Raw genomic sequence first — 16,244 nt, 5'->3', positions numbered from 1 at the left:
CGTTCAGGATTTGGAAGGTTCGATGGTCGTGGATTTCTCGTCGAGGTCGCCGAAGAAGTCATCCAGCGCGCGCTCGACCCGCACGTTCACGTCCACCGTGATGTGGATCGGTTTGACCTCGATGGGCTCGGTCTTGACGTTGAGACAGCCACCCAGCAGCAGCGGCACGAAGGTGGTGGAAAGGAGCAGGCGACGGTGCATGGAAGGGAAGATCAGCTAGGTTTGACCACGGATTTCACGGTTGGACACGGATTAAATTCACCCCAGCCCGATTTGGGCGGGCGACCGGAACTGAAAGGGCTGATCCGTGGGCATCGTGCAATCCATGGTTAACTGGCCTCAATTGAGTCAGGTGGCTCAGGGTTTGGTTCCGACGCTCAAGCGCGAATCCATGCCCAGGTTGATGAGTTTCTCCAGCGGCCCGTTGACGTTGAGATCGAGGATGACCGGCGCCTTGACCTCGCGATCGACCGGTTCGCCTTTCAGGTGCAGCTGGGCCGAGCGCCCCTCGGGGGCATCGGTCGGGCGGATATCGAGGCGCAACTCGCTGATTCGCAGCCTGAGCAGGCCGGATTCGATCTTTTGCAGCACCGCAAAGGTCGGCGTGCCGGCGGATGCCCCGCCGGTGAGCAGCCCTTTGGCGTTGAATTCGATCTCCGCCTGGACGCCGGGCATCAGCCCGAGCCAGCCGGTCCCCAGGCGCAAGCCCTCCTTGGTGAGGCGCACCGGTACGCGCCCGTTCACCCGTCCGGTCGCTTTGGCCGGCAGGGATTCCGTCAACGCCATCACCTGCTCGACCTGGATGCCCTCCACGCGAAAGACCGCATCCAACTCCGCCTGGCTCGGCACCAGGCGGAAAGGTTCCGCGGTTACCCGCCCCCCCAGCGTCTCCAGGGTGGCGTGGTTCACGGTGAGGTGATCCATCCCCGCCATCGTGAAATCCGCCGCCAAGGCGCTCAGGGTGAGCTTGCCCGTCTGCACTTCGCGGATGCGCACGGTGCCGGCCTTGCCCACCAGCTGGGCCAAGTCAGAAAGTTCCAGATCGGCCTCGATGCCGGTCGCGGTAATGGCCTGCTTGGTCGAGGTTGCCCGGCCGTCACGCCAACTCACGCGCCCGGTCCCGGTCAACGCCCCGTCCGCCCAGCGGCCCTCGAGACTGCCGCTGACTTGACCTTCCACCGTCCAGTCATTCTCGGGCAACGGCAGGACCTGCTGCGCAAACGCGGCCCAGGGTTTGAGATCGAGCGCCAGTTCCGGCACCCGGAAAACCAGAGCTTCGGACGCCAAGTCGTAGGTGCCCTCCCCGCGCCCGGCCAAGCCCGGGGCGCTCACCCGCGCGCTGCCCGCCCAGATTTTTCCCGGCCCCGGCCGGGCCTCAATCGTGACCGTCAGGGCCTGATCCGCCTGTCCATCGGCCTGGATGACGACCTGCCCGTCGATCGAGATTTCTTCAAAGGGAAGGATCACCGCCCCCGCCGGCTTCCGTTCGGGTGCCGGAGACCGGGCGGGATCATGGAGGCGGATCGGCACCCGCGCCGACTCGACGCGCAGCGAGCCCAGCGAGGGCGTCCACCAGTGCGCCCGCTCGAGCGACACCCGCTCCGCGGTGAACGGCTGCAGGTCCAGCAGGAATCCGACATCCTTCATCACGACCTGCCATAGCGATGCCTGCGTGACTTCAAACCGGATCTCCGACGCTCCCGCGTGCTTGAGCACCGCGTCAAAGGCAAGCCCGGTCAGGAACAGCCGCGCCGCGACGGCCGCGACCAGCAGCAGGACGGCCAGGATCAGCGCTGACATGAGCAGCCTGGATCGAGAAAGGGTCAGGTTCATGGCGGAGGTGGGACCGCAACCGGCGGTGTTGGGTCCATGCTTGGGCGCTAAGCCTGCGCGGGGCGATGACAATGTGACCTCCGCGCTATGCCAGATTTTCGTCTTCCGGTTGCGCCGGGGCCATGCACGCTCGGGCCCGTGCAGCCCGACGCAGCTCCCTCCCCTCTCCCGCGGCTTGACCCGGCCGACCCGCGGGCGGCGGAGGTGCTGCTCCCCCTGGTCTATGACGAACTGCGCCGCCTCGCGGCCGCCCGGATGGCCCGCGAGGCGCCGGGCCAGACCCTCCAAGCCACGGCCCTCGTCCATGAGGCTTGGCTGCGGCTGGGGGGCGAACACCAACCCGCCTGGGCCAACCGCGCGCACTTTTTCGCCGCCGCTGCCGAGGCCATGCGGCGCATCCTCATCGACAACGCCCGCCGCAAGCTCGCCCTCCGCCACGGCGGCCAGCTCGAGAAACTCAGCGCCAGTGACACCGCCTTCGACCTGCCCGCCGCGGCCACCGATGACCGCGAGCTCCTGCTGATCAACGACGCGCTCGACGCCCTGGCCGCCCACGACCCGCGCAAGGCCGACCTGGTGAAACAACGCTATTTCATCGGCCTCACCCTGGAGGAGTCCGCCGAGGTGCTCGGCATCTCCGTCCGCACCGCCAAGCGCGACTGGGTCTACGCCCGCACCTGGCTCTACCACGAAGTCCAGCGCCTCCGCGGCTGAACCCCGCAAGAAATCCCGATGGCCCTTTTGCCCCTCCGATTCCGCATTGGTCCCGAAGCCGACCCTGCTTGAACCGCGACGAGGACATTTTTGCCGAAGCCCTGGAGCTGCCCGCCACCGCGCGGGCCGCCTACCTGGCGCGCGCCTGCGCAGGTGATCCGGTCCGACTCGCCCGCCTCACCGCCCTGCTCGGCGCGCACGACGCCGCACGCAGTTTCCTTGAACAGCCCGTCACCGCGCGCCCCCCAGAGCCGGCCACCGAGGCCCCGGGCACGGTCATCGGTCCGTACACCCTGCGCCAGCGCCTCGGCGAGGGCGGCTGCGGGGTGGTCTGGCTGGCCGAGCAGACCACGCCCCTGCGACGCACCGTGGCCCTCAAGGTCATCAAGCCCGGCATGGATTCGCAGCGAGTCATCGCCCGGTTCGAGGGCGAGCGCCAGACGCTGGCCCTGCTGACCCACCCCGACATCGCCCGCCTTTACGACGCCGGCACCACGGCCGCCGGCCGGCCGTATTTCGTGATGGAATACGTCGAGGGCATCCCCATCACGCGGTTTTGCGACGAACACAGCCTGCCCATGGCCGGGCGCCTGGAGCTGTTCGCCCGGGTCTGCGTCGCCCTCCAACACGCCCACCAACGGGGCATCATCCACCGCGACCTCAAACCCTCGAACATCCTCGTTGCGCTCCGGGACGGCCAGCCGGCCCCCAAGCTCATCGACTTCGGCATCGCCAAAGCCACCGCCGGCCGGCTCAGCGACGAAAGCCTGTTCACCGAGATGGGACTGCTTGTCGGCACGCCCGCCTACATGAGCCCGGAACAAGCCGAGCTGCGCGACGTCGACATCGACACCCGCAGCGACGTCTATGCCTTGGGCGTGCTCCTCTACGAGCTGCTGACCGGCCGGCCCCCTTACGATCCCAAGGAACTCGTGCGCGCCGGCCTGCTCGAGATCCGGCGCATCATCCGCGAGGTGGAGCCCCCGCGGCCCTCGACCGTCATCGGGACGCTGACCGACAGCGATCGCCGCAGCGTCGCCCGCTTGCGTGGCGCCCCCGCCCCGCGGCTGACGGCGGACCTGCGCGGGGACCTCGATTGGATCGTGATGCGCTGCCTGGAAAAGGACCGCGACCGGCGCTACGGCACCGCCGCCGCCCTCGCCGAGGACGTGCGTCGTCACCTGCGCCAGGAACCCGTCGAGGCCCGCCCGCCCTCCACCGTTTACCGGCTCCGCAAATTCACCGCCCGGCACCGCCTGGCTTGTGCCAGTGCCGCGCTCGTGACCGTCAGCCTGATCGGGGGCATTGTCGCCAGCACGCAGCAGGCCCGCCGGGCCCGCGCGGCCGAGCAGGTGGCCGCCGCCGAGCGCGACCTCGCGCGGGCCGCGCAGCAGGCAGAGACCCTCGCCCGCACCGATGCGCAGCGCCGCCAGGCCCAGGCCGAGGACCTGCTGACCTTCATGCTGGGTGATTTCCGCACGGAGTTGCAAAAGTCCGGCCGGCTGGAACCCCTCGCGGCCGTCGGCGACAAGGCCCTCGCCTACTTCACCGCGCTGGATCCGCGCGACCTGAGCGACGCCGCACTGACCCGTCAGGCCAAGGCGCTGACCCAACTCGGCGAGGTCCGCCTCGAGCAGGGCGATTTTCCGGCCGCCGGGCAGGCCTTCACCGCGGCCTTCGACCGGGCCGCCGCCCTCGCCGTCCGCCACCCGGCCAACGGTGACATGCTCTTCGAACGCGGCCAGGCCGAGTTCTGGCTGGGGCTGGCCGCCCGCCGCCGGGGCGACCGGGATTCCCAGCGGGAGTGGCTGCTCCGCTACCGCGACACGGCCCGCGCCCTCGGCGCCGCCGAGGGGCCGACGGCCCGCGCCCAGCTGGAGGCCGTCTACGCCCATCACAACCTGGCGGTGCTCGACACCGACACCGGCAATCTCGCCGCCGCGCGGGTGGGCTTCCTGGCCGAGCAGGCGCTCCTGGAGCCGCTCCTCGCGGCGCAGCCGGGCGACGGCGAACTGCGGTACAGCCTCGCGGACGTGGCGTCCTGGCTGGGCAGTGTCGCGGAACGCGACGGACGATTCGCGGATGCGGCCGGACATTACACCGCCATGGCCGCCCGCTACGCCGCGCTGGCGCGGGACGAGCCGACAGTAGTCCGCTGGCGACAGGAAGAAATCCATGCCGTGACTTTCCGGGCCCGCGTGCTCGCTGTCCAGGGACACCGGGCGGAAGCGGCGCAGCTGTTCGCCGAGGCCAGCACGCGGCAGCGCGCCCTGGTGGCGGAGGACCGCAGCAACCGGACCCGCCTTTCCGCGCTGGTCAGCCTCAACCTGCATCAAATCGCGCTTCTCCTCGATGCGGGCTCGACCACGGAGGCTTCGCTTCTCCTGGCTGAGGCGCAGGCGGCCGCCACCCCGTTGGCGACGGCCGAGCCCGCGTCGCTGAACTTTGCCCGGCTGCTGGCCGCGGCCCACCGGCAGTCCGCCCGGTTGGACTTCGCGGCCGGCCGTTTCCCCTCAGCGCGGGCTTCACTCGAAGCCGCGCGGGAAATCCTCGAACGCCTTCTGCAGGACAACCGCGCGGATCCCTGGGTGCGCCACGAGGCCGCCCTCGTCGCGATCCTCGCCGGCCGCGTGGCCCGCGCAACCGGCCAAGACGATGCGGCCCAGGCACTGTGGCGCGACGCCTATGCCCGGATCATACCGTTCACCCCGGGCAGCCATGACTGGCGCCTGCTGGAGCCTGCGGCGGTGTCCGCCCGGCTCGCCGGTCTGGCCGCGGCGGCGCGACCGCCCGCCGACCTCCTGAAAACTTTCGGTTACCACTCCGTCGACCCGCTCAACCGGGCGGACCTCGCGGAGGCCGAATCGTCCGCCACCTCCAACCCAAGTCAGCCGCCATGACCACCGCCGTCATCAACATCACCATCACACAATTCCGTCCGCTCGGGGCGTGTTCCCCATCAGCGCGATCTTCACCATCCCGAATCCCGTGCCCGGGATCAGCGTCAGCAACGGCAATGTCATCGTGCGGGGCAACGCCCCGGTGAACCTGGTCTTCCAGATCGCCAACACCGCCTTTGTCTTCATCGGCGCGGCTTTCGACTCGGAAGCACCCGACACCGATGTGGGGGCCTTTGAATTCCCGGTCATCACGATCAACCGCAGCCCCGCGTCCAACCTGCCGCCCAATTGCCTCAGTGTGGTCGACGCCAACCGCCAGCAGGACAAGGGCAAGAGCTACAGCTACGTCCTGCTCGTGCAGAACACCGCCACCGGGGAGATCGGGCTGATCGATCCCGCCATCCGCAACGATCCGATCTGAGCAGCGCATTATTTTTGACCGCGGTGGCCCTTTTGCCGCCGCGGTTACGCATTGGGGGTTGCCGGCCCACTCAGGCCGGCTCCTCCCATGCCCAAGATCATCCCCCCGGTCCGATTCCGCGCCTGCGGCCATCTCCAACTCTACATCGTGCCGGAGTCCGGCCTCTACCTGCTGGAGGCGCGGGGAGCCCAGGGCGGGGGCGAAGGCCTGGCGGGCGGGGGCAAGGGCGCCTTCCTCCGCGGGGTGTTTCATCTCAAGGAGGGCGAAATCATCCATCTCGTCGTGGGCCGGCCGGGACTCCCGGGCCGCAATGTCCCCGCATTGGGGGGCTCTGCAGATGCCTTCGACCTGGGCACTGGTCGTGAGCCGGAGGCGACGCGCGGCGGCGGCGGCGGCGGTGGCACATTTATCTGGAGCGGCACCCGCACCGGCACCCTGCCCGTGTGGCCGCTCCTCGTGGCCGGCGGCGGCGGCGGCGGCGGCAATGGACCGGGCGGTGACGCGGTAGTGAGCCTGGATGCGGGCCAGGGCCCCGGCACCGGCGGACGCAACGGGCTCGGCGGGACCAGTGATCAAGGTCCCTGCTATTACAGCGGCGGCGGCGGCACCGGCTGGCTTGATATCGGCGCCAACGGCTCGGGGCCGACCTACTGTCAGGGGGGCCGGCAATGGGAGGGTGGCGCGGGGGCCCGCTTCGGCGGATACCTCGGCGGGGACGGCGGCTATGGCGGCGGCGGCGGAGGCTCCTTCTTCGGGGCCGGAGCCGGCGGCGGCGGCGGCTTCAGCGGCGGCGGGGGTGGCGGCGGACGGATCGCCCTCGGCGGGGGCGGCGGCGGCGGTTCCTACAATCGCGGCCGCGAACAGCAGAACATCCCCGGCTTTCAAGCTGATGCCGGGGCCGCCGCCATCCTGTTTCTCTGCAGCCCCGTCACCCTCCACGCCCCGGGCCTCACCCATCAGCCCGTCCGCGCCTGACGCGGCCCACCCGGGCAGCACAATATCTGCACAGGGTCCGCGCTTGTCATGCGCCGGCGGGCCGCCAGTCTCGCGGCTCAATCCCCCTCTCCCCATGAACAACCCAAAGTCCGTCCGTCTCGCTGCGCGCTCCCGCGCGCTGCTCGTCCTGTCCTGCGCCACCCTCCTCACCCTCGTCGCTGCCCCCGCCGTCGTGGCCGCCGATGCGATGACCCTGCAGCCGCTGGCCGACAAGGCCCTGCCGCTCTCCGCCACTTTCGCCAAAGTGGAAGGCACCGAGGGCACGCCCTTCGTGCTGACCCTGAAAAACGATGGCCATGACGCGCTCACCGTGAGCGGCAAGGTCCTGCTCAGCGTCGTGCATCACGCCATGGACAAGGCGCGGGTGCTGCCCGAGCAGACGGTGGCGGCCGGTGCGGTGATGACGGTGAAGGATCTTTCCGGTGGCGACAAGGTGCTGCTCAGCGCCGCCGGTTACGCCCCGCTTGAGGTGGTCGTGCCGTTCAAGCTCTGAGCCGACCGAGTCACTCCATAGCCGGTCCGAGCACCGGATATTTCCAGATTGCGCGCCCGAAAGGGCGCGCTTTTTGTTGGAGGCATGAAGACCTCCCCCATGCTCTGCCGGCTGATCGCGGCGGGCCTGCTCCTGCTGGCCCTCCCGCTTTCAGCCGCCGACAAGGCCAAGAGCAAGGCCGCCAAACTGACCCTCGAAGACGTGGTTTTCGACGCCCAATACCTGCGGCAGGCCCTCGGGCCCAAGACCCTGCTGACCTTTGAGAAACCGGTGGCCGAGATTCCCGCCAGCCTGGCCGAGGCGCTCAAGACTTCCGGTCTCGCCGACGCCACGAAGTTCATGGTGCTGCCCCCGGAATTTGGTCCGCCGAAAGTGGTCGAATCGATCCCCTATAATTACCCGACGAAGCTCCGCCGCGGCCGGACCAGCGGCGAGGCCGACTTCCTCGTCCTGATCGGCGCCGACGGCAAGGTGAAGACCATCCATTGCTACCAGCACTCCGACCGCATGTTTGCCCTCGCGGTGGCCGCCGCGGTGGTGCGCTGGCAGTACGCTCCGACCAAGATTCAGGAAACGGCGCTGCCGGTGCTCCTGGCCATGCACATGTCGTTTGTGGGCGATGGATCAGACAACCAGCTTTTCCATCGTCCGGCCGAGCCCGAACCCATCCCGCCCCCGCCCACCTGACCCGCTCCCTAGCGCCGGGCGGGTAGGATGCGCAGGAATCGCTCCACGGCGCCATTCACCTGATAGGTAAACTCCACCGGGATTCCATCCACCCGGCCCGCCACCCGCACGCGCGCGGAGGTGCCCAAGGGCAGCCCCGGCGGTCGCACCTCAAACTGCAGCTGATCCAGCCGCAGCACCACACTCGCCGATCCCGCCGCCTTGAGCACGCCCGCGGTCGCCGCGGACATCGGTGCGCCGGAGCGCAACAACGCGGCGGCGTTGAGCTGGAGCTCCGCCCCTTGGCCCGGCTGGAGGGCCAGCCCGCCACCGCTGACCCGCACGCCATCGCCCTGGATCCGCAGCGGGAGATCACCCGAGACCCGGCCGGACAGCCGCGGCGTCACCCCGGCGGTCAAGGCCAGCAAGTCCGCCGCGCGTACGTCCGCCACGCGCAACCCCAGCGCGAGGCTGCGTTCATTCAGTTGGTAGTTGAAATCCTCCGCCGTGACCCGCCCGCCCAGAGCAGTCGCTTCCGCGCGCTTCACCCGGATTTGGGTGCCGTCCCAGAGGCCAAAATCCGCCGTGACCGCGCGCAGGGGGAGACGTCCGATCCGCAGATCGGCGACTCGCAGGGCCCCGAACTTGGTCCGCAGCTTCCACAGGTCGGAAAACTCGAGCTCCGCCTCCGCTCCTGTCACCGCGATGTCTTCCTTCCCTCCGCCCATCCGGCCCTCGCGCAGGTTCACGCGCGCCGTGGCGGCAAACCGTTTCGCGGTCACCTTGCCCTCCGCCACGCCGGTCAGCCTGCCGCCGAGTTCCCACGGTCCGCCCGGCAGCGGGACCAGGCGCTGGATCTGGCCGGACCACACCGCCAGGTCCAACTCCGCGCTCAGCACCTGAAAATCAAGTTCCTGCCCGGCCCGCAGCAACGCGCCGCCACCTGCCAGCCGGAACCCCTCGCCCTCGGCCACGAGGCTGCCCACCCACGACGCGGCGCTCTTCGGCTGGCTCTCCAGCGTCACCCGCACCGGCCGGTCCGGCAGGTTGGCCATGCGCACGAGCAATTCCCCCTCCAGCTGCAGCGAGCGGAATGGCGGGGGCACCGGTTCGTCCCCCAGCCCGCCGTCCTCGTAGGTGGCCCAGTTCCACGGATCCACCTGCGAGCCGTCGAGCACCACCGGGATGCGCGCCCCCGCGACCTGCACATCGCCGAGCGAGGCCATCCACCAGTTCGCGCGCTGGAGCGTGACCCGCCCCGCGGCAAAGGACTGGCTCCGGATTTTGAAATTCAGATTCTCAATCTCCACCCGCCACGGCGTCGCCCGAATGGCCCCGTGCCGGATCTCGGCCGCCCCAGCCATCCGCAGCACCGAGCGCACCACATAACCGCCCACCCAGTACCGGACCGCCAGGCCGGTCCCCAGCACCAGCCCGAGCAACGCCAGAAACCAATACAAGCGGGTACGGTGGGCGGGCAACATGGGAGCTTAAGACCGCCTGTCTGACGGACCGGGCGGGATGGCACAATCGCGGAAACGCGCGTGGCCGAGCTTCGCGCTTGGCGAAGGCGCCCCGACCGGTTTGGCTTCGTGCCATGGCCCGCAACCGATCCAAGCCGTCCTGGCGCGAACGCCTTCCCGGGCGGCGGCCCGAGGAACACTTTCACTGGCGCGGACGGGAGGTGTCCCGGTTGGAGAACCTGGCGGATGCCGCCTTCGGATTCTCGCTGACCCTGCTCGTGGTCGCCCAACAGGTCCCGACCGACTTCGCCGGCCTCATGAAGGTGATCCGCGGTTTTCCCGCCTTCGCCGCCAGCTTCGCCCTGCTGATCGTTTTTTGGAACGTCCATTACCGCTTCTTCCGGCGCTACGGGCTCGAAGACGGCTTCACCCGGGTGATCAATTACGCCATCCTGCTCTTTGTCATCTTCTCGGTCTACCCGTTGAAATTCCTCTTCAGTGCCTGGCTCGGTGGCACCGGCGGGATGCGGACCGCGGACGAACTGTTCATGGTCTACCGCATCTACGGCGTCGGCTTGGCGGCGGTCTGGTTGCTCTTCGGCTTGCTCTACTGGCACGCGCTGCGGCGGTGGTATGAACTGGGTCTGTCCGCGGTGGAGGTGGAGTACACCCGCCTCGATCTGGCGGGCATGCGCATCAACATCGGCACCTGTCTGGTGTCGGTGCTGCTGTCCTACCTGCCGGTCCCCCTGTGGCTGCCCGGCATGATCTACGGCACGCTGGGCCTCACGATGGCCTGGAATGGATTCCGCTTCGGCCGCCGGATCCGGGCGCTCATCGCCGCCGGCCCCGCGCGCGCGGCCTGAGCCGCGCGCCGTCCAGTCCTATCGCACGGCGACGGGCTTGATCTTCCAGATCTGCTCCGCGTATTCGCGGATGGTGCGGTCGCTGGAGAACTTGCCCATGCGCGCGGTGTTGAGGATCGCCAGCTTCGCCCAGTGCTTCGGGTTGCGGTAGGCGGCATCCACCCGGGCCTGCGCGTCGCTGTAACTGCGGAAGTCGGCGAGCAGCAGGTAGGGATCACCCCCGCCCATCAGGCTGTGGTGCAACGCACCGAAGGCCCCGGGCTCGCCGGGGGTGAAGTACTCGCTGCCGAGCCAGTCGATGATGGCACGCAGCTCCTCGTCGGCGTTGTACTTGTCCCACGGGTTGTAGCCCTTTGCCCAGAGCGCGGCGACCTCGTCGACCGTGAGGCCGAAGATGAAGATGTTGTCCCCGCCGACCTCCTCGCCGATCTCGACGTTGGCGCCGTCGAGCGTGCCGATGGTGAGGGCACCGTTGAGCGACAGCTTCATGTTGCCCGTGCCCGAGGCCTCCTTGCCGGCGGTCGAGATCTGCTCGGACAGGTCGGCGGCCGGGATGATCTTCTCGGCGAGCGACACGCGGTAATTGGGCAGGAACGCAACCTTGAGCTTCCCGCCGATGCGGGAGTCGCCGTTGATGCGGGCGCCGATGACGTTGATCGCGCGGATGATGTTCTTCGCGAGGTCGTAGCCGGGGGCGGCCTTCGCGCCGAAGACAAACACGCGCGGCACGATGTCGAGCCCGGGATTCTGCAGCAGGCGGCGGTAGAGCGCGAGGATGTGCAGCAGGTTTAGGTGCTGGCGCTTGTACTCGTGGAGGCGCTTGATCTGGACGTCGAAGAGGGCGTCGGGCGACACCTCGATGCCGCACTCCGCCTTGATGATGGCGGCGAGCTCGACCTTGTTGGCGCGTTTGACGGCCATGAACTCCTTCTGGAAGGCATGGTCATCGGCCGACTTCTCCAGCCCGCGCAGCAGGTCGAGGTCGCGCACCCAATTCTCGTGTCCGAGCCGCTGCGTGATGAGGTCGGAGAGGCGCGGGTTGCATTTCAGCAACCAGCGGCGGGGCGTGATGCCGTTCGTCTTGTTCTGGAACTTGCCCGGATAGAGCGCATCAAATTCGGGAAAGAGGTCCTGCTTCAGCAGTGCGGTGTGCAGGGCGGCGACCCCGTTGACCGTGTGCGAGCCGGCGACAGCCAGGTTGGCCATGCGCACCTGCTTGCCGCCGTTTTCCTCGATGACGGAGCACACGCGCTTCTTGTCGTTGTCGCCGGGCCACTTCACCTCGACCGCGTCGAGCAGGCGCCGGTTGATCTCATAGATGAGCTGCAGGTGGCGCGGCAGCACCTTCTCGAAGAGGCCGACGCTCCACTTCTCCAGGGCTTCCGGGAGCAGGGTGTGGTTGGTGTAGGCGAAGGTCCGGCCGACGATCTCCCAGGCGGCCTCGAAGGACATGTCCTCCTCGTCCACCAGGATGCGGGTGAGCTCGACCACGGCGATGGCCGGGTGCGTGTCATTGAGCTGCACGGCGACCTGGTCGGCGAAGTTGGCCCACGAGTTCGCGGGGTTGCGGAGATGGCGGCGGATGATGTCACGCAGCGAGCAGGCGACGAAGAAATACTGCTGCATCAGGCGCAGCTCTTTGCCGTTCTCGGTCTTGTCGTTCGGGTAAAGCACCTTGGAGACCGTCTCGCCCGAGGTCTGCTCGCGCACGGCCTCGAAGTAGCCGCCGCGGTTGAAGGCCGCCAGGTCGAAGTCCTCGGTGGACTTCGAGGCCCAGAGGCGCAGGAGATTCACGGTCTTGGTGCCGTAGCCGGCCGTGGGGATGTCGTGCGGGACGCCGAGGATCGTCTTGGTGTCGACCCAGCGGGGACGGTAGTTGCCGCGGTCGTCGAAGACGTTCTCGACCCGGCCGAAGAAGCGGACGACCTGCGCATATTCCGGGCGCACCACTTCCCAGGGGTTGCCGAAACGCATCCAATTGTCGGGATGCTCGACCTGGTTGCCGTTGACGAACTGCTGCCGGAAGAGGCCGAATTCGTAATAGATACCATAGCCCAGGGCCGGGTAGTCGAGCGTCGCGAGGGAATCGAGGAAGCAGGCGGCGAGGCGGCCGAGACCGCCGTTGCCCAGGCCCATGTCGACCTCGGCTTCGCGGATCTTCTCAAAATCCTGACCCAACGACTCGAGGGCCGAGCGGGCGCAGTCGAGCATGCCCGTGGCGAGCAGGTTGTTGCCGAACAGCCGGCCCATGAGGTACTCGAGGGAGAAATAGTAGATGCGGCGGGCGTTCTGGTCGTTGTGCACGGCCTGCGTGGCGATCATGCGCTCATGGATCGTGTCGCGCACGGCCAGGGCGGTGGCGACCCACCAGTCATGGGACGAAGCCGAACCCTCGTGCCGGGCCAGGGTGGAGACCAGGTGGCGGTGGATGAGGGATCGCAGGCGCTCTTCGGGCGAATCCACCGTCTTGGTGGCAGGGGCGGCGGGCTTCTTGGCGGGCTTGGCGGCTTTGGCGGTGCGCATAAAGGAAGGGATTGCTATCACATGCCGTGCCAACCCCGCAGGCAAGGCGGGACTCAGGGCGCCACCAAACTGTCACCGCAGGGAGTTTGTAATGCCCTAGCGCTGAAAGCGCCGGGACAGCTCCCCGCGGCTGAGCTCGAAATGCGTCGGCCGGCCCGTCGGGCTGGTGTGCGGGTGCTGGCACGCGAACAGCCGCGCCACCCGTTCCAAGGCCTCCTCCTCCCGCAGCGAGGCGGACAGCCGCACCGCCTTGCGGGCGGCCAACCGGGCCAACTCGTCGCGGGCGAGGTCCGCGCGCTTCTCGTCAAAGCGGCCTTCGCGCATCAGCCCGATCACATCGCGCAGGAAATCCTCGGCCTCGGCCGGCTCCAGCCAGACCGGGACGGCCTCGATGCGGAAAAAATTGCGGCCAAACTCCCCCACCTCGAGTCCATGCCGGTGCAGGAAAGGCAGCCGGTCGAGCAGCAGCGCGCTGGCGATCGCGTCGAGTTCCACCGGTACCGCGAAGAGCAGGCGCTGGCTGGCCACGCCGCCGATGGCAAACTGGGCCTGCAGGCGTTCGTACCACACGCGCTCATCCGCGGCGCGCCGGTCCAGCACCACCACGCCGCCCGGAGCCTCGAACAGGGCGTAGTCACCGTGGGCGATCCCCAGGAAACGCCAATTCATCAGCGCCGCCGGATCCCCGCGTTTCACGGGTGTCACCGGCGTCACCCCCGGATTCGCCGGCAGCGCCGCCGGGCGGGCGGGCGCAACCGGCAATGGGGCGTACGAGCGGAAAGGCTGCGCCATCACCGTGGGGGCGGCGGCCACGGGGGCCGGCATCGCGGGGGCAGCCGCGGCCGGCGGCACGGGATCACCCGGCATGGGCTCGCTCGGCGTCGGACTGCGCGGCGCGTCTGGCGCGGGGTCCGCCGCCGGACCGCCGAGTTCGCGCAGCGCCTGCAGGACGGCCCGGATCACAAATCCCCGCACGGCGCCCTCGCTCCGGAAGCGCACCTCGCGTTTGGCCGGATGCACGTTCACGTCCACCGCCGCGGGCTCCATGTCCAGAAACAGCATGGCCACCGGGTAACGGCCCTTGGCCAGCGAGGTGGCATAGGATTCGATCACGGCATAGGTGAGCGTGCGGCTGTCCACCGGCCGGCGGTTCACGAACATGATCATCTCGTGGCGGGTGGAACGGTTGACCCCCGGCCGGCCAATCAGGCCCGTGAGCCGCAGCCCGGCTTCGCTGGCCTCCACCGGCAGCAGGTCGGCCGCCAGCTGCCGGCCGAAGATCTCGGCCACCCGCTCCTCCAGCGTGGTGCAGCTCGGCGACTGGAACAGCACGCGCCCGTCCTCGATGAGGGTGAAGGCGGTCTGCGGACAGGCCAGCGCGTAGAGTCGCACCGTCTGGATGATGTGCGCCGACTCGGTGGCGTCGCTTTTGAGGAACTTGCGCCGCGCCGGCACGGAATTGAAGAGGTGCGCCACCGTGATCCGCGTGCCCGGTGCCAAGCCGCATTCGCGCACGTGCACGAGTTTGCCGCCGTTGACCAGGATCTCCGTGCCGCCGGCCGCATCCTCGCGCCGCGTGCGCAGCTCGAAGCGCGAGACGCTGGCGATGGACGGCACCGCCTCGCCGCGGAAGCCGAAGGTGTCGAGTTGGTCGAGGTCGGCCGTCTCCACGAGCTTGCTGGTGGCATGGCGCTCGAGGGACATCAGGGCGTCATCCTTCGACATGCCGCAGCCGTTGTCCTCCACCCGGATCAGGCTGCGCCCGCCGTGACTGAACTCGACCTCGATGCGCGTTGCCCCGGCGTCGAGGGAGTTCTCCACCAGCTCCTTGACGACCGCGGCCGGGCGCTCGATCACCTCGCCGGCGGCGATCTGGTTCGCCACGCGGTCAGTGAGGATGCGGATCGTGGGCATGGGAAAAAGCGCAACGTGCAGAAAAATACCGCCGACGGCGAGTCTATCGTTGCCCGGGTTCGGGCGGCTGGCCCGGGGTCCGCACCGGGTCGGAGAGCTTGACCAGCGAGGCCACCACGCGGAAGGGCCGGAACAGCCAGTCACCCTCCAGCAGCGGGTCCACGTGCCCGGGGTCCTCCTTCAACCGGTTGACCAGCAGCACCAGCCCCAGCGCCCCGGCCAGCGTGAAGACGAAGAACCCTTGGAACGCCCCGAGGTTCACAGAGGGCAAGGCCCCCTCGCCCTTCAGGAGGAGGCCCCAGGCGATGGGCGCCAGCCCGCCGAGGCAGAAGCACATCGCCCCATGCAGGGAGACCGGCAGGGCCCGTTCGGCGAGGGGCAGGATCTTGGCCAGGTAACTGACGTTGGCCGCCGTGAAGATGCCCGCCCCGGCCCCGAGCAGAAAATACAGGACCGGCATGAGGCCGAGCAGGACGGGACGCCACTGCAGGCCCGCCAGCCAACCGGCGGCCACCAGCGCGTAGAGCACAAAGGAAGCCCGCAGAAACGGTTTTGCCCCGGTCCGGTCGATGCGTGAACGCATGAACCAGTTGCCTGTGATCACGCCGGTATACTGCACGATCGTGCAACCCATGATCACCGCCGGGGAAATGCCCTCGGCGACCTTCAGGTAATAAGCCCCGAACGGCACCAGCGGGATCGTTACGACGTAGAACAACACCGCCAACCACAGATAGGGCCGGAACAGGCCCGGCCCGAAGAGATGCCGCGGCGTCTCGGTCCGAATGGTGGTGAGGCTCATCACCGTCGGCCGCTCGATATCGGGCAAGGCCCGCAGACACCGGAACGCCAGCCAGGCCCCGGCGATACTGAACACGTATTGCAGGGAAAACGCCGTGGACGCCGGCAGCCAGGTGAAGGTCGCCGCACACAGCAGGAGCGTGCCGATGGAGGCGGCCCCGCCCATGATCTGGTCGGTCGACCAGTAGCGCCCGCGCACCTCGGCGGGCACGAGACCCTGCAGCCAGGTGGTGATGGCCGCCGCGCCGACCGACCGGCTCACGGAGTAAAAGAACATCGCGGCCACCATCGCCGGGATCATCCACGGCAGGGGTTTGGCCGGTGCCAACAGGGCAATGCCCAGCGGTACGACCAAAAACCAGCTCCGCGCCCCCCACCCTGCCAGAGTCAGACGCTTGAAGCCAAGCCGGGGCAGCAGGACCGTGGCAAACACCTGGATCGGAGTCAGCAACAGCGGCCACGCATAAACCAGACCGGTCTCGAACGAGTCGGCCCCGAGGTAGGCCATGAACAACACGGTCGGGGTGGCCGTGGCGATCTGCCAGTTCATCGCGTTGAAGAACGCGAAGTACAGCCCCTGGCGGTAGGGATAAAGCCCGGGATCGCGCTGCGGGGTGAAGAACGCCATGGCGTCAGCGGCCGAGGTTCGGCCCG

The 16,244-nt window shown here is 68.6% G+C and carries 13 protein-coding genes; 7 read left to right on the top strand and 6 right to left on the bottom strand.

All coding sequences use genetic code 11. From position 1 onward, the window contains the following. Positions 1–3 precede the first annotated feature (3 nt). Positions 4–201: a YnbE family lipoprotein gene (locus tag Verru16B_RS13630; protein WP_069962797.1), complete on the bottom strand. Its 198-nt coding sequence runs from the start codon at positions 199–201 to the stop codon at positions 4–6. A gap of 156 nt (positions 202–357) precedes the next feature. Further along, positions 358–1,833: an intermembrane phospholipid transport protein YdbH family protein gene (locus Verru16B_RS13625; RefSeq protein ID WP_083270347.1), complete on the bottom strand. Its 1,476-nt coding sequence runs from the start codon at positions 1,831–1,833 to the stop codon at positions 358–360. Between the two features lie 138 nt (positions 1,834–1,971). Between Verru16B_RS13625 and Verru16B_RS13620 the strand changes: the two genes are divergently transcribed. From Verru16B_RS13620 to Verru16B_RS13595, 6 genes are all read left to right on the top strand, one after another. Further along, entirely contained in the window at positions 1,972–2,547 is a 576-nt protein-coding gene (locus tag Verru16B_RS13620; protein ID WP_069962795.1) for an ECF-type sigma factor, read from the top strand. A 68-nt stretch (positions 2,548–2,615) separates the two neighbouring features. Beyond that, entirely contained in the window at positions 2,616–5,447 is a 2,832-nt protein-coding gene (locus tag Verru16B_RS13615) for a serine/threonine-protein kinase (protein WP_069962794.1), read from the top strand. Positions 5,448–5,496: 49 nt separating this feature from the next. Continuing rightward, a complete protein-coding gene (locus Verru16B_RS13610; protein WP_069962793.1) occupies positions 5,497–5,868 on the top strand; it encodes a hypothetical protein in 372 nt (123 codons plus the stop codon). A gap of 87 nt (positions 5,869–5,955) precedes the next feature. Then, positions 5,956–6,843: a glycine-rich protein gene (locus Verru16B_RS13605; protein WP_069962792.1), complete on the top strand. Its 888-nt coding sequence runs from the start codon at positions 5,956–5,958 to the stop codon at positions 6,841–6,843. A 94-nt stretch (positions 6,844–6,937) separates the two neighbouring features. After that, positions 6,938–7,357, top strand: coding sequence for a hypothetical protein (locus Verru16B_RS13600; protein WP_069962791.1), 420 nt, complete (start codon positions 6,938–6,940; stop codon positions 7,355–7,357). An 84-nt stretch (positions 7,358–7,441) separates the two neighbouring features. Next, positions 7,442–8,044 (top strand): energy transducer TonB, encoded by a 603-nt coding sequence (locus Verru16B_RS13595; protein WP_069962790.1) that lies wholly within the window; start codon positions 7,442–7,444, stop codon positions 8,042–8,044. Positions 8,045–8,052: 8 nt separating this feature from the next. Here Verru16B_RS13595 and Verru16B_RS13590 read toward each other — a convergent pair whose 3' ends face one another. Continuing rightward, the gene (locus tag Verru16B_RS13590; RefSeq protein WP_083270345.1) at positions 8,053–9,507 is read right to left on the bottom strand and encodes an intermembrane phospholipid transport protein YdbH family protein; all 1,455 of its coding nucleotides are present in this window, start codon (positions 9,505–9,507) and stop codon (positions 8,053–8,055) included. A 113-nt stretch (positions 9,508–9,620) separates the two neighbouring features. Here Verru16B_RS13590 and Verru16B_RS13585 point away from each other — a divergent pair, with 113 nt between their 5' ends. Beyond that, positions 9,621–10,352 (top strand): TMEM175 family protein, encoded by a 732-nt coding sequence (locus Verru16B_RS13585; protein WP_069962788.1) that lies wholly within the window; start codon positions 9,621–9,623, stop codon positions 10,350–10,352. A gap of 18 nt (positions 10,353–10,370) precedes the next feature. Here Verru16B_RS13585 and Verru16B_RS13580 read toward each other — a convergent pair whose 3' ends face one another. From Verru16B_RS13580 to Verru16B_RS13570, 3 genes are all read right to left on the bottom strand, one after another. After that, complete coding sequence (locus tag Verru16B_RS13580; RefSeq protein ID WP_069962787.1) at positions 10,371–12,875, bottom strand: glycogen/starch/alpha-glucan phosphorylase; 2,505 nt, start codon at positions 12,873–12,875, stop codon at positions 10,371–10,373. A gap of 96 nt (positions 12,876–12,971) precedes the next feature. Next, positions 12,972–14,789 carry a DNA mismatch repair endonuclease MutL gene (mutL, locus tag Verru16B_RS13575; protein ID WP_069962786.1) on the bottom strand — a complete coding sequence of 606 codons (1,818 nt, stop codon included), beginning with the start codon at positions 14,787–14,789 and terminating at the stop codon, positions 12,972–12,974. Positions 14,790–14,832: 43 nt separating this feature from the next. Continuing rightward, entirely contained in the window at positions 14,833–16,218 is a 1,386-nt protein-coding gene (locus Verru16B_RS13570) for an MFS transporter (protein ID WP_069962785.1), read from the bottom strand. Positions 16,219–16,244 lie beyond the last annotated feature (26 nt).

This window comes from Lacunisphaera limnophila (genome assembly GCF_001746835.1).
Taxonomy (GTDB): Bacteria; Verrucomicrobiota; Verrucomicrobiia; order Opitutales; family Opitutaceae; genus Lacunisphaera; species Lacunisphaera limnophila.
The sequence above is the reverse complement of the archived record's forward strand: the minus strand, read 5'-3'. Positions and strand labels throughout refer to the sequence as shown.